10 protein-coding genes are annotated in these 13,374 nt (G+C 60.7%); 2 read left to right on the top strand and 8 right to left on the bottom strand.

Annotated elements, in window-relative coordinates:
• Positions 1 to 78: 78 nt before the first annotated feature.
• From KIP88_RS05465 to xoxF5, 6 genes are all read right to left on the bottom strand, one after another.
• The gene (locus KIP88_RS05465; RefSeq protein WP_214486838.1) at positions 79 to 1,248 is read right to left on the bottom strand and encodes a Gfo/Idh/MocA family protein; all 1,170 of its coding nucleotides are present in this window, start codon (positions 1,246 to 1,248) and stop codon (positions 79 to 81) included.
• Between the two features lie 34 nt (positions 1,249 to 1,282).
• Positions 1,283 to 2,473 (bottom strand): fumarylacetoacetate hydrolase family protein, encoded by a 1,191-nt coding sequence (locus KIP88_RS05460; RefSeq protein WP_214486837.1) that lies wholly within the window; start codon positions 2,471 to 2,473, stop codon positions 1,283 to 1,285.
• Positions 2,474 to 2,920: 447 nt separating this feature from the next.
• Entirely contained in the window at positions 2,921 to 3,490 is a 570-nt protein-coding gene (gene gfa, locus KIP88_RS05455; RefSeq protein ID WP_214486836.1) for an S-(hydroxymethyl)glutathione synthase, read from the bottom strand.
• A gap of 33 nt (positions 3,491 to 3,523) precedes the next feature.
• On the bottom strand, positions 3,524 to 4,630 hold the full coding sequence (locus KIP88_RS05450; protein WP_214486835.1) for an S-(hydroxymethyl)glutathione dehydrogenase/class III alcohol dehydrogenase: 1,107 nt from the start codon (positions 4,628 to 4,630) through the stop codon (positions 3,524 to 3,526).
• A gap of 73 nt (positions 4,631 to 4,703) precedes the next feature.
• Positions 4,704 to 5,183 carry a c-type cytochrome, methanol metabolism-related gene (locus tag KIP88_RS05445; protein ID WP_308163299.1) on the bottom strand — a complete coding sequence of 160 codons (480 nt, stop codon included), beginning with the start codon at positions 5,181 to 5,183 and terminating at the stop codon, positions 4,704 to 4,706.
• A gap of 107 nt (positions 5,184 to 5,290) precedes the next feature.
• Complete coding sequence (gene xoxF5 / locus KIP88_RS05440) at positions 5,291 to 7,096, bottom strand: lanthanide-dependent methanol dehydrogenase XoxF5 (RefSeq protein ID WP_214486833.1); 1,806 nt, start codon at positions 7,094 to 7,096, stop codon at positions 5,291 to 5,293.
• A 402-nt stretch (positions 7,097 to 7,498) separates the two neighbouring features.
• Here xoxF5 and KIP88_RS05435 point away from each other — a divergent pair, with 402 nt between their 5' ends.
• Positions 7,499 to 8,467: a helix-turn-helix domain-containing protein gene (locus tag KIP88_RS05435; RefSeq protein WP_214486832.1), complete on the top strand. Its 969-nt coding sequence runs from the start codon at positions 7,499 to 7,501 to the stop codon at positions 8,465 to 8,467.
• 110 nt (positions 8,468 to 8,577) lie between these two features.
• Here KIP88_RS05435 and KIP88_RS05430 read toward each other — a convergent pair whose 3' ends face one another.
• Both KIP88_RS05430 and KIP88_RS05425 read right to left on the bottom strand, forming a co-directional pair.
• A complete protein-coding gene (locus tag KIP88_RS05430; RefSeq protein ID WP_214486831.1) occupies positions 8,578 to 11,010 on the bottom strand; it encodes a TonB-dependent receptor in 2,433 nt (810 codons plus the stop codon).
• A 126-nt stretch (positions 11,011 to 11,136) separates the two neighbouring features.
• A complete protein-coding gene (locus KIP88_RS05425; RefSeq protein WP_214486830.1) occupies positions 11,137 to 12,504 on the bottom strand; it encodes a histidine kinase in 1,368 nt (455 codons plus the stop codon).
• Between the two features lie 229 nt (positions 12,505 to 12,733).
• Here KIP88_RS05425 and KIP88_RS05420 point away from each other — a divergent pair, with 229 nt between their 5' ends.
• The gene (locus KIP88_RS05420) at positions 12,734 to 13,354 is read left to right on the top strand and encodes a response regulator transcription factor (RefSeq protein ID WP_214486829.1); all 621 of its coding nucleotides are present in this window, start codon (positions 12,734 to 12,736) and stop codon (positions 13,352 to 13,354) included.
• The last annotated feature ends 20 nt before the right edge of the window (positions 13,355 to 13,374 follow it).

The raw sequence follows: 13,374 nt of genomic DNA, 5'->3' as shown, positions 1-13,374 counted from the left end.
GGACTCTCCGCGCATTCACATCGTTCGAATTTGCGGAATTGCCCCTCACCCCGCGAGAGCGGGGCGAGGGAGATCAACTCACAGCGTAACGCGACGGCCTTCTTCGGCGGCCCAATAGCCGGCATAGTTGACCTTGATGGTCTCAAAGGCCAGCGCCAGATCCGAGAGCGGCTGCCGGCCGGTCGCGACGCACTCCATGAAATCCTGGATTTCCTGCACGTAGCCGCGCGTCCATTCCTCCTCGATGCAGACATATTGCCAGCCGGTCTTCCGATCGACCTTTTCGGTGATGTAGACGCCTGCGAGCTTCTCCTCGCTGGTCTGATAGCTCATCATGTGCGTATTCGGCGTGATGTTGGCGAACAGCGAGCCGCTGCTGGTATAGGTTTCGATCAGGTTGCGGACGCCGCCGAGGATCATGTCGCCGGAAAAAACCGTGGCCTTGGTGCCATCGGAAAAGGTGGCCGTGAGCACGCCCCAATCCTCGACATCGACGGGATTGGCTTTGAGCACGGTCCGTTCGTCCGGGCGCAGGCATGCCGTGACGTTGCCGACGTCGCACGTCACGCTTGCGACGCTGATCGCCTCGCCACGCGCCTTCGCCTCGACCTGCTTGAGATAGAGTATCGCCGAGAGCGGATGGCACCCCATCCGGATCAGCGAGCCGCCGCCAGTCATCGCCCATTGCGCGGCGTGCGCAGCATGCGAGCCGGAGTGACTCTCCTCCCCCTTCATGAACAGGATTTTGTCTTTCGTGGCCTTGAGGATCTCCACGGTTTTGGTCACCGCCGGCGCGTAGATCCAGTCCTCGGCATACATGAAGAGCCGGCCGGTCTTGTCGATCGCCGCGCGGGTGGCTTCCATCTGTTCCAGCACGCGCTCGTACATCAGCGCTTTCGACACATGCTTGCCGATCGGAAGCTTGTCGCCTTCGCGGCCGAAATAGCCGGCGAACGGCTTTTCGCAGATCACGTGCTTACCGGCCTGCATCGCATCAACGATCATTGAGGCGTGCAAATTGGGTGGCGTGCAGATGTCGATGACATCGATATCAGCGTCGGCGATCAAGTCGCGCAAGCTGCGATACGCCGTCGGGATATGGTGGCGACGGGCAAACTCGACGACATGATCGCCCCTGGCCGCAACGGCCCTGACTTCGACATCCACGCCGTAAACGCGCCGGTAGGCATGCATGTGCAGCTCGGACACGAAGCCGCAGCCGGCCAGACCAACCCTGATTTTCGCCATTGCGGAAGTGCCTTCCGGTTGTCGTGGCTTGAGGCTAATTGCCGCTTCGGCTGGCACCTTTGCGGCGCATCAACGCGGCGAAGAGCTCGGTCAGGCCGAATTTCCAGGGTTCGCAATCGCCGCTGTGGCGCATCCGGTTGGTCAGCCGGCCGAGCTTCGGCGTGGCGACCGTCACCAGATCGCCTTCTACATGGGTGAACCCCTGCCCCTTCGCGGCACGGTCCTGGATCGGCGCGAACATCGTGCCGAGGAACAACACGAAACCGTCGGGATATTGATGGTTCTCGTTGATCGTCTGCCCGACGATGTCGGTCGGATCGCGACTGATCTGGGTTAGCGAGGAAGCGCCATGCAGAACGAAGCCTTCCGGCCCCTTCACTTCCAGCGAGATTTCCATCTTCCTGACGTCGTCGAGCGAGAAGCCCGCGTCGAAGAAGCGCACGAACGGCCCGATGGCGCAGGACGCGTTGTTGTCCTTGGCCTTGGACAAAAGCAGCGCCGAGCGTCCCTCGAAGTCGCGCAAATTGACATCATTGCCAAGCGTGGCGCCGACGATACGGCCGTCGCTCGTCACCACCAGCACCACCTCGGGCTCCGGATTATTCCAGGTCGATTTCGGATGCAGGCCTGCATCCACGCATGTGCCGACCGCCGACAGGACGGGCGCCTTGGTAAACACCTCCGCATCCGGCCCGATGCCGACTTCGAGATACTGACTCCAGGCATTTTGGGAAACCAGCACGTCCTTCACGTGCTGCGCTTCCGCCGAGCCCGGCTTCAACCGCGACAGATCGGTGCCGACGATCCGCGTCACCTCGGCCCGGATGGCTTGCGCCGAATCCGGATTGCCGCGTGCCCGCTCCTCGATCACCCGTTCCAGCATCGATACGGCGAACGTGACGCCAGCAGCCTTGATCACCTGCAGATCGATCGGGGCAAGCAGCCATGGCCTGGTCGGATCGCGGGTGTCGGGCGGCGTGTTGTTCAACAGATCCTGCAGCGTCCCTACCCGCGCGCCGCGCGCAGCGCGCAGCGCCCCGGCCGGATCGGCAGCGGCGGCAAGCTGGCTGGCGGTGGGAAAATCCTCGGTGATGTCGAACACGCCGTCCTGGCGGATCGCGACCACCGACGGGCCGGCAAGATCGGGGCGCCAGATCCGCCCCATCAGCGCGGCGCCGGCGAAATCGTCAGGCAGAATGAATACGGCGTCTGTGGCGATCGGCATCGTGGGGAATCCTTGCGAGGTCACGTCTGTGCGGTCAGGGCAGCATCGTCCATAGAAGGGAACCGCGCGATGGGTCAACACCTTCGGAAGAAGCCCGCCATCAACATTTGCGGCTGCCACGGCAAATCCATCGCGGCGCAGCATGCAAAATCAGACCATCGGTCAAGTGCAGCCGACCGCACACGCCGCAACCTGCCATGGACGGCATAGCGACTGAGCAAGGAACTCAGGGGGCGATGTCTGAGAATTGTGCGCGGGATGGTCGCGCCAGAGAGCCGCGTCGCCGGGATGGCTGCACGACCTTGTTGGCCGGGCAGGCATTCACCCGCCGGCATCAACGAAGGAGTTGCACGCCCCTGCGGCGGCACCCGGCTCCGCTGATGGCGGCGGCCATCAGCGCGAGTTCGGTGTCGCGAGGATCAGGCTGGCGCCTGCTTCAAGCTGCCCTCAAGCCGCCTTGGCCTTGGCCTTTGCCACATGGCTCGAGATTGCATCCATCAAGGGCGGTGACAGGCAATCATAGGGTTCGAGCCCGAGTTCCTTCAGCCGGGCCCTGATTCCATCCATCTCGGCCGGCTGGACGCCGGACTCCAGAACGGACGACACGAACGCGGCAAACCCCGGGGCTGCCGATCCAGCTTCCTGGAACAGTTCGGGATGGATGAAGTCGAGGCCGAAGAATGGATGCCCCGTGTTCTCGATCCGCCCGTACATATGCGTGCCGCAGGCCTTGCAGGCATAGCGCTGGATCGTCGCCGACGCGTCGACGATCTGCAGCTTGTCGCCGTTCTCGGCCACCTTCACATTGTCGCGTGGGACGACGGCGACGACGGAGAAGATCGCGCCCTCGGGCTTCCAGCATTTGGTGCAGCCGCAGGCGTGGTTGTGGGCCACATCGCCCTTGATGGCGACCTTGACCGGCTTGTCCTGGCATTTGCAGACAAGGGTGCCGCCGGCGAAACTGCCCGACCCCTTTTTCACGCCGCTATCAACCGATGGATGGATATGAGCAGTCATGGGCCTGTCCTCCTTGTGTTTGAAGTCTTTAAATCAGAACACGACAACCGAACGGATCGACTTGCCCTGATGCATGAGATCGAATCCCTGGTTGATCTCCTCCAGCTTGAGGACGTGCGTGATCATCGGATCGATTTCGATCTTTCCGTTCATGTACCAGTCGACGATTTTCGGCACATCCGTGCGGCCGCGCGCGCCGCCAAAGGCCGTTCCCTTCCAGACGCGGCCGGTCACGAGTTGGAACGGCCGGGTGGCGATTTCCTTGCCGGACTCCGCGACTCCGATAACGACCGAGACGCCCCAACCGCGGTGGCAGGCTTCGAGGGCCTGCCGCATGACGGTGGTATTGCCGGTGCAGTCGAAGGTGTAGTCGGCGCCGCCATCGGTGAGCCCGACCAGATGCTGGACGATGTCGCTGACCTTGGTCGGGTTGACGAAATGCGTCATGCCGAAACGGCGACCCCAGTCTTCCTTGGAATCGTTGATGTCAACGCCGACGATCTTGTCGGCGCCCACCATCTTCGCGCCCTGAATGACGTTGAGCCCGATGCCGCCGAGGCCAAATACGACGACGTTGGCGCCTGGCGTCACCTTGGCGGTATTGACCACGGCGCCAACGCCCGTCGTCACCCCGCAACCGATGTAGCAGCTCTTGTCGAAGGGCGCGTCCTCGCGAATCTTTGCCACCGCGATCTCCGGCAGCACGGTAAAGTTCGAGAAGGTCGAGCAGCCCATATAATGGTAGATCGGCTTGCCCTGATAGCTGAAGCGCGAGGTGCCGTCCGGCATCAACCCCTTGCCCTGGGTGGCGCGGATGGCGGTACAAAGATTGGTCTTGCCGCTGAGGCAGCTTTTGCACTGGCGGCATTCCGGCGTGTAGAGCGGAATCACGTGATCGCCGGCCTTGACCGACGTCACGCCCGGACCGACCTCGCGGACGATGCCTGCGCCCTCATGACCGAGAATCGACGGAAAGATTCCTTCGCTGTCAAAGCCATCGAGCGTGTAAGCATCGGTGTGACAGATTCCGGTCGCCTTTATCTCGACGAGGACCTCGCCAGCTTTTGGGCCGTCGAGATCAACCTCGATGATTTCAAGAGGCTTCTTGGCCTCGAACGCGACAGCAGCGCGGGTCTTCATTGCAGGCTCCACATTTTCTCTACAAGCCGCTGCATCGGGGTACCGAAACGTACGCCGCGAATGTTCGGCATGATCATTTGTTCCCCATGCAGGCTGTTTCCGCCTTAGTGTAGGCGTCGGGTTTGTCCTCACGCTTGGGAGGTCGCACACGGCCGACCGCGTCATGCGCGCGGGCGCGCAGATAGACGTAGAGGTCGTCCATGTAGCAAGCGACATTCGGATTGTCGCCGAACGCCGGCATGACGCTCTCCTGCGCGGTATTGACGTTCTTGCGACCACTGGCGACAACTTCGAGGAAATCGCCGTAGCTCATGGTCTTCAGCGAATCCTTCAATGCCGGCGCGTAGGTCGACCCCATCCCATCAGGGCCATGACAGACGTGGCATTCCGAGTGATAGCGACGGAAGCCGGAATAAGTGTACCAATCGACCGTCCCGTCGGCCGCGACGTTGAAGGTCGGGTTACCTTCCTTGTCGAGATATTTGCCATCCTCCGACTTGACGGCCTTGGGATCGTCCGCAGCGTGGGCAACCAATCCCGTCGCCACAAGCACGAGAGTGGCGGTAATCAACCAGATAATACGCAAGAGCTCATCCTCGAGTTCGGTCTAGATCAACCGGCGCGTGGAACGAGCCACGCGCCGGACGAGGCGGTCCTGCTTTACTGCGGCAGCGCGAACACGGTGAGCGTGCCGCCTAGCGCGGTGTAGTTGCTCAGCGCGGCGTAGCCACCGACTGCGCCGAGGCCTTCAGTTGGCTCGGTCAGGCCTGCGGCAAGGCCGATACCCGCCCAGCCACCGACACCGGACAGCACGGCCACATACTGCCTGCCGCCCTGCTCATAGGTGTTGACGTTACCGATGATACCGGACGGGGTCTTGAACTTGTAGAGTTCCTTACCTGTCTTGGCATCGACCGCCTTGAGGTAACCTTCGAGCGTTCCGTAGAACACCACGCCGCCGGCGGTAGCGAGCGCACCTGACCACACCGAGAACGGCTCCTTGTTCGACCACACGATCTTGCCGGTCTTGTTGTCCCAGGCGATGAAGTTGCCCATGTGGCTTTCGCCCTGAGGAGGATACATCGAGAGCGTCGCCCCGACATAGGGCTGGCCTGCAGTGTAGCTCACCTTGAACGGCTCATAGTCCATGCAGACGTGGTTGGTCGGCACGTAGAACAGTTGCGTATCCGGCGAGTAGGCTGCCGGCTGCTGGTCCTTGGTGCCGAGCGCGGCCGGGCAGATACCCTTGGTGTTCTTGTCCTCGCCGCCCTTTTCGGTTGAATACTGATCGACCACCTTCGGACGCCCGTAGGTCGGCGAACTCTTGTTCATGTCGACGCCGGTGGTCCAGTTGACCTTCGGGTCATACTTCTCGGCCACCAGCAATTCACCGGTGTCACGGTCCATCGTATAGGCGAGCCCGTTGCGGTCGAAATGGGTCAGAAGCTTGCGTTCCGTGCCGCCGATCTGCTGATCGCTGAGGATCATTTCGTTGACGCCGTCATAGTCCCATTCGTCGTGGGGCGTCATCTGGTAGACCCACTTGGCCATCCCGGTGTCGGCATTGCGCGCGAAGATTGTCATCGACCACTTGTTGTCGCCCGGACGCTGCTTTGGATTCCAGGTCGAGGGATTTCCCGAGCCGTAGTAAACGAGGTTCAGGCCGGGGTCATAGGACAGCCAGCCCCATGTGCAGCCGCCACCGATCTTCCACTGGTCGCCTTGCCAGGTCTTGATGCTCGAATCCTTGCCGATCGGCTTTCCGAGATCGGTGGTCTTCACGGGATCGACCAGGAGCTGATCGTCCGGCCCTTCGGAGAAGGCGCGCCAGACCTGCTTGCCTGACTTGAGGTCGTAGGCGGTGACGTGACACTGAACGCCGAACTCGCCGCCGGAAATTCCAATCAGAACCTTGTCCTTGACGACCAGTGGCGCGGAGGTGCCCGTGGCGCCCTTGCCGGGATCGCCGTTCTTGACGCTCCACTCGACCTTGCCGGTCTTGGCATCGAGGGCAACCAGCGTGGTGTCTGCCTGATGCAGGAAGATCTTGCCGTCGCCATAGGCCACGCCGCGATTGACCGTGTCGCAGCACATCACTGGAATGACGTTCGGATCCTGCTTCGGCTCGTACTTCCAGACGATCTTGTTCTCCTGCGAAAGGTCAAGAGCATAGACCTTGTTCGGGAACGGCGTATGGACGTACATCATGTTGCCGATGACGAGCGGCCCGCCTTCATGGCCGCGCAGCACGCCGGTCGAGAAGGTCCAGGCGACCTGGAGCTTGCCCGCATTGGATGCGTTGATCTGGTTAAGCTTCGAGTAGCGTGTATTGGCGTAGTCGCCGGCCGGCTGCACCCAGTCCTTTGGGTTCTGCGACATCTTGATCAGTTCATCGTTGGCATACGCGACGCCCACGGCGAATGCCGCCATGACGCCGAGACAGGTAGCCGATAGCACCTTGCGCATCGTGGTCTCCTCCCAGATTAAGAGTTTTGGGGTTCCGCCGAGACGGCCCATTATCCACTCTTCGTCCCTGTTCTTATCCCGTTCGGAAACGGGAAACTTGCCCAAGAGCGAACCGCGTTTGCTCAAAAGCGAAACACAATGAACTTTTTAATTTTGAGCCGTCGGGAGCCTCATCTTATGCTGCGAAGCATCAATCGTGGGCTTGTTCCCACAAATACCACCGCTTCCCGGGGTCGAGGTTCCCCTTGACGCAGCCGAAACTAAGTTGGAGGATTGTCAAAGGGATATTGGGAAGAATCTGCGCGACTTTCCTAGGACTGCCTTAAGTTGAGTCAAATGTAGCGTCCTGTGACCGAAGCTTTTGCCGAGGTCGCGGCCTGTTCTCGAATCGGTGCTTGGGCCATGTCCGATCCAGTCCGCTCACTCAGCACGTCAGGGTTGGCGCCAAAGAAGCAGCTCCAAACTTGGTCAGATGCCCTGACCGATCTCTGCGGCCAATTCGATGTCGATCCGCTGGAAGGCTCTTCGCTCGAGGGGCGGATAAACTACACAACCGTCTCGCAGCTGAAACTGTGTCAGATCGAGGCGAGCCAGCATCGCATCGCGCACACGGTCTCAGGCACGAAACTGAGCGAACACCCCTACGTCAAGATACTGTTCCAGACCTACGGCATCTCGCATTTCGAACAGGGCGGCCGTCGCATCGACATCATGCCCGGCGATTGCCTCGCTTATGACGTCTCCTGTCCGCACACGATCGTCAGCCCCTCGTTGACCCGGCACGAGGTCGTGATCGTTCCAAAGGCACTGCTTCACGAGCGCGGCTTCCGCACGGCGAAGATGTTGCCGTGCAAGCTCTCCGCGCGTAACGGCACCGGCCGCATCGCCTACGACTTCGTGCACACCGCGTTTGACGAAGCGAACAGACTGTCGCCCTACAACGCCATCGGCGTCGCTGATTCGCTGATCGATCTCTTGCTGTTGCCGCTGCGCGAGGCCGACACGATGTTCGATCGCGTCGGTCCCGAAGCGATGTACATCCGGGCCCAGGCGTTCATCCGCGAGCATTTGCGAGACCCGGAGCTTTGCATCGACCAGATCTCGGCGGCATTGGGCTGCACCAAGCGCTATCTGCACATGCTGTTCAGCGACAAGGGCATGACCGTCAGCGATTATATCTGGCGGGCGAGGCTGCTGCACTGCCGGCAGGAGCTGGAGACCCAGAACGGAAAGACGATCACGGACGTCGCATTTTCGTGGGGCTTTTCCAGTTCGTCGCACTTCAGCCGCGTGTTCCGGAAGCATTTCGGGTTCGTTCCCTCCGCCATCCACAAGGCGCACTGCGCCGATCCGGCGCCGGACGTTTCCTGAAAAGAGCGTCAAAGCCGCACGGTAAGCTGACGCGCTGCCGCGGATCTTTAGTCGCGACGAATCGCTTCGTATCCTCCCGCCGTGTCTGCCGCGATGATTGCCCCACGACACTACCAAGTTGCCTTCAGGCCCGCGTAAAAGGCGCGCGGCCGCGCCGGGCTGACCGTGCGAGGGTCGGTGAAAGCCGCGCCGCCATTGGCGAAATTCGGTATGTCCCCGGTCTCGAAGAACGTCCCGTACGTCGCATAGCGATTGTCGAAGATATTATCGACGCGGCCGTAGAGCTGATACGTCTTGTTGATCTGATACGAGGCGTGCAGGTTGAAAACCGAATACCCGGGCAACCTCGCCGCCTGGTTGGATTCATCGCCGGCAAAATACTGGCTGGCGACGAACAAAGCGTCGCCGCCGACCTTGAAGGCATCGGTGACAGAATAATCGATGCCGAATTTGACCCGGTTGCGAGGGATGGCCGGAATCCGGTTTCCCGGCACGACTTGGATAATGCCGTCGACGGCGAACGGGCTGCGGGAGTCAAGTTGTAGGGCGTCGAGGAAGCGCGCATCGACGAGGGCATAGCTGGCGTGTAGTTGCAGCGTCTTCGACGTCAGATTGACCTGGGCCTCGATACCCTGGCGCCGCGTCCTGCCCACGTTCTGGAAATAGCCAAAGCCCTGCACCTCCGGACTGGGAATCGCCAGGATGTCATCGGCATTGGTCGCGCGGAACGCGCCGATCTTCCATCCGAGCGTTCCGATATTCAGCTCCTTGGTGCCGCGGAATCCGGCCTCAACGGTACGGGATATGACCTGCTTCAGCGGCGGATCCGCGATCAGGAATGCCGCGACGATACAGGGGCGCGCAGGGTCGGAGCATGCGAGTTCCAGCGGGGTCGGCGCCCGATTGGCTTCAGAATACCCGGCATAGGCCGTCACTTCAGGCGTAATTTTGTAGGTGCCGCCGATCATTGGGTTAAAGCGGCTGAACGTGTGGTTGCCGTTGAGGTCGGTGCCGATCTGATCTTGAAGCACGATGCTGGCATAGTTGAACCGGCCACCGCCCGCGATTGAGAACCTGTCCGTCACGTCGAACGTGTCGAGCGCATAGATGCCGGTGTACTGGTTAGTGGCTCGAAGCGAGACAGGTCCGATCGAAATCGGTTCGCCGGACCGTCCGAGAAATATCCCGCTGCCATTGACGACGTAATTTGAGCCGATCGTGCCCAGTTCCGCGCTGGCTCCGAAGCGGGTGACGCCGGAGTCGAAACTGGTGCCGACCATGAATTGGTTGTTGTGTCCGAATAACTGGTCGGTGTTGGTTGCCTGCAGGGTAGCCCCTGTCGTCGTCGAACGGGTCGTTGTCCGATCGATCTGTCCCAGCACCGCGTCCGCGGGGAAAGGATTTGCAAGCTGGACTCCGTTGAGACCGTTTGCCGGCACGTCATCGTCGTTGAAGCAAAGCAGCCCCGGATCGGCGGCACATCGCTCCGTCTCGGTCGGGTTTCCGTCCACAGTCTTCTGACGGAACGTGCGGACGCGCACAGAACCGTCGATCGTCCAGGTCGGCGTCACCTCGACCTTTCCGGTCAGATTGGCGTAGGCAACACGATTGTCGGTGGTCTGCGGTGTTGTATAGGTCGCGCCCCAATAGTTCTGCAGCAGTTCGACCGGCACCGCCGCCGATGCGCCGAAATTGTTTTTGGCAACGCCTACATTGAGGTGAAATTCGCTGCTATCGGTCCGGTAGCCGACATCGCCATAGAAACGCCGAATAGCTGATTCCGAAAAATTGCGGTATCCGTTGTCACGCACGCCTTCGAGCGCACCGTAGACCGACCAATTGCCGAACTGCTGGCCATACTGCGCCGAACTCTGGATGCGCCCGAACGAGCCCCCCATCGTGTTGATTTCGGCACCCTTATAGTTGAAGCCGTCCTTCATCAGTACGTTGACAGCTCCGCCCAGCGCATTGAGACCGAACGCGGGATTGTTGGTTACGACGGTGACCGATCTGATCGCAGCGGTCGGGATCAAGTCCCAATTAACAGTGTCGCCGAACGCTTCGTTGATGCGCATGCCGTTCTGGTAAACCGCCAATCCCTGAGGAGTACCGGCGACCGGAGACGAATCAAAACCTCGAAACTGTATGCCCGGCATAAATGGATTTCCGGTAGTGTCGCTGACGATGAGGCCCGGCACGTGTTGCTGCAGGGCGTCGGTAATGTTCAGCGAGTCGGTTCGCGCAATCTGCGCGGCACCAACGGCATTGATCGCTGCCGGCACCTTGTCGACATCAATTCCCGTACCGGCGACCGGCGTAGGCGCGGTCGGATAGACATAGACCCTACGCACATTTCGGGTGGCTCGAGGTGCGGTACTGCCGCGGGCTGGTCGGGCCGCTGGTCTGGCTGATGTCGTTGGGGCAGTGACCTCGATGGCGGGCAAGACTTCGCTATCTCTGGACGCGGTTTGGGCCTCGGCACGTTCGATCCCGGGAACGAGACATAGCGATAGTGTCCCAATATACAGGAATCGAGCGCCCATTCTGTTTCATCCCCATTCCATACCGGCCGCATTGGTCCCCGCCGGTTGGTTGCGGATGATCTTAGGACGCCAATCGGATCTCGCACCATTCAAAACGTCCCGACCACGGCGGGAAAAATTCCCGAATCAGTAACGCGCGTCCCTCGGAACCACCGCCTCCACGGTTACGCCGCTGTCTCCGGAAGCAATCGTGAGCGAGCCCCCCAGCGCCAGAATGCGCTCCCGCATTCCCGTGAGCCCAAGACCAAGCTTGTGATCCGGCCTCAATCCGCCGCCATTGTCGCGGACCCGCACCAAAGCGCCGCCTCGTCCGGTCAATCCCGACGACAGCTCAATGGGCTCAACGGTTACGTTGACAGAGGTGGCGCCCGCATGACGAAAGACGTTGGTCAGTGCTTCCTGAATGGTGCGGTAGATCGTCAAATCGGCCGTCTCGCCTGCGTCGCCCAGCGACTGCGAGATTGCCGTTTCGATAGCGATTTCGGGATGCGACTCCCCCCATAGACGCAGGAGCGCGCCAAGCGCTTCGCGAAGACCAAGCTCCGTCAGCCCCACCGGCCGCAGCTTTTCAAGAACCCGCCGATTGGATTGCTGCAAGGCATTCACCTGTTCCAGTATGGCGTTGCCGTGCTTTCGCGTGGCCTCCACGTTCGGATCCCTTGCATCTGCGATCCGCGTCAACGCACTGGCGTGCGCTCGCAAAGCAAAGAGATAGGGCCCAAACTCATCGTGCAGCTCGCGTGCAATTTCCTTGCGTTCGACATCCTGCAGCGAGACGACGCGCTCGGCCAGACGCCTCTTGTCGTCAACGGCGTTGCCCAGAGTGGCCGCAAGGTGATTCAACTTGTCGCAAATGACAACGAGTTCTGGTGGGCCATCCGGTTTCACGCGCGTGTCGTAGCTACCGGCTTCGATTTTCGTCATTGCTTCCGAAAGCGTCTGGATTGGCGCAAGCGCCCGGCTGACGACCCTGGTCGTAATGAGGAAAAGAACGATGGCAATCACCGTGCCGATCTGGAGTTGGGTGATAATTCCATCCCAGATCTCGGCCACCTCGTCGTTCGGATGCGATGTGATCAGGAGCGATCCCGGCTTTCCCTGGATCGAAATCGGCACGTTCACCGTGGTCTTTTCGGGGTGAACAAGCGTGACAAACCATGCCGGCGGCGAGCGTGCATCGGCATTGTCGTCCGGGTTGGCCGCTGCCCCGGATCTCTCGACCGCTTCACCCTGCCGCGTGATACTGACGTGGCGAAGCCGGTTGAGGTCGTGAACAATCTGGTTCAGCCGCACGTCTGCGTCCGGCGCCTCCTTCAGTCCCGCAACGATCGTGTCGATAAATTCACGCGCCAGCCGTATGACGCTTTGATCTTCGGCCTGGACGCGGGGCCCGGCCTCGAGCACAAGTCGCGTAATATTGACGGCTAAGCCGAGCGCGAGGACGAGCGCGAGCAGCAAGTTGATCCGGTCTCGCAACGAAAATTTTTGCCACATGGCCTTTGTCCAGGAGTGAAATCGCCTTTGTCTGGGAGCGAAGTCGTCTTCGGTTCCGCATCCAGGGGAGCGTTGACAGATAAAATAGGCGTCTATCTAATCGAAGCGTACAGCAACATCGCTCGGGTTGCATGACCATCGACGGCAAGTATCGCTCCGACATCGGTGCCGCGTCTCACCTGATGTGGTGCAGCAACGGGATCGACGCGGGTATTCGGGACCAATGCCAATGCGCGTTCTGATCGTTGATGACCATCGTATCGTTGCTTCGGGGTGCCGTGCCCTGTTCGCGGACGACCCCGAGATCGACATATTGGAGGCCTCCGACGCGGAGAGTGGCGAGCGCGTGTTCGGCGAACGTCATCCTGATATCTGCGTGCTCGATATCAACCTGCCGACGGTGTCCGGGTTTGAACTGGCGCGACGCCTCCTCGGGCGCGATGCGTCGGTACGTATCATCATGTTCAGCATGAACGATGATCCGGTATTCGCCGCGCGCGCCATCCAAGTCGGCGCCAAGGGTTATGTTTCCAAAACCGGGGATCCCCAGGACCTGGTTGAGGCCATCCGTGAAGTTGCAAAGGGAGGAGTTTATCTGCCGCCGGCGATGGCGCGAAGTATTGCATTCGCGAGACCCTCGTTCGCCCAGAGCCCGCTTTCAAAACTGACTTCGCGCGAGATGGAAATATTGCGCCTGCTCAGTGCCGGAAAAAGTCTGTCCGAAATTGCTTGGTTGGTCCATTCCTCCTACAAGACGGTCGCCAATACATCCTCGATCATGCGCCAGAAGCTCGGCGTGCGTACATCTGCCGAACTGGTGCGGTTAGCAATCGAGAACCGCGTGGCTTGAGATGACGTGGCGCGGCGCTG

The sequence above is a fragment of the Bradyrhizobium sp. SRL28 genome, assembly GCF_018596315.1.
Classification (GTDB): Bacteria; Pseudomonadota; Alphaproteobacteria; order Rhizobiales; family Xanthobacteraceae; genus Bradyrhizobium.
This window is presented reverse-complemented; position numbering and strand designations above follow the sequence as displayed.

Excerpts from the sequence above, each read along its gene's own strand:
- KIP88_RS05465 (WP_214486838.1), bottom strand. The coding sequence starts at position 1,248 with ATGGCGAAAATCAGGGTTGGTCTGGCCGGCTGCGGCTTCGTGTCCGAG.
- KIP88_RS05460 (WP_214486837.1), bottom strand. The coding sequence starts at position 2,473 with ATGCCGATCGCCACAGACGCCGTATTCATTCTGCCTGACGATTTCGCC.
- gfa (WP_214486836.1), bottom strand. The coding sequence starts at position 3,490 with ATGACTGCTCATATCCATCCATCGGTTGATAGCGGCGTGAAAAAGGGG.
- KIP88_RS05450 (WP_214486835.1), bottom strand. The coding sequence starts at position 4,630 with ATGAAGACCCGCGCTGCTGTCGCGTTCGAGGCCAAGAAGCCTCTTGAA.
- xoxF5 (WP_214486833.1), bottom strand. The coding sequence starts at position 7,096 with ATGCGCAAGGTGCTATCGGCTACCTGTCTCGGCGTCATGGCGGCATTC.
- KIP88_RS05435 (WP_214486832.1), top strand. The coding sequence starts at position 7,499 with ATGTCCGATCCAGTCCGCTCACTCAGCACGTCAGGGTTGGCGCCAAAG.
- KIP88_RS05430 (WP_214486831.1), bottom strand. The coding sequence starts at position 11,010 with ATGGGCGCTCGATTCCTGTATATTGGGACACTATCGCTATGTCTCGTT.
- KIP88_RS05425 (WP_214486830.1), bottom strand. The coding sequence starts at position 12,504 with ATGTGGCAAAAATTTTCGTTGCGAGACCGGATCAACTTGCTGCTCGCG.
- KIP88_RS05420 (WP_214486829.1), top strand. The coding sequence starts at position 12,734 with ATGCGCGTTCTGATCGTTGATGACCATCGTATCGTTGCTTCGGGGTGC.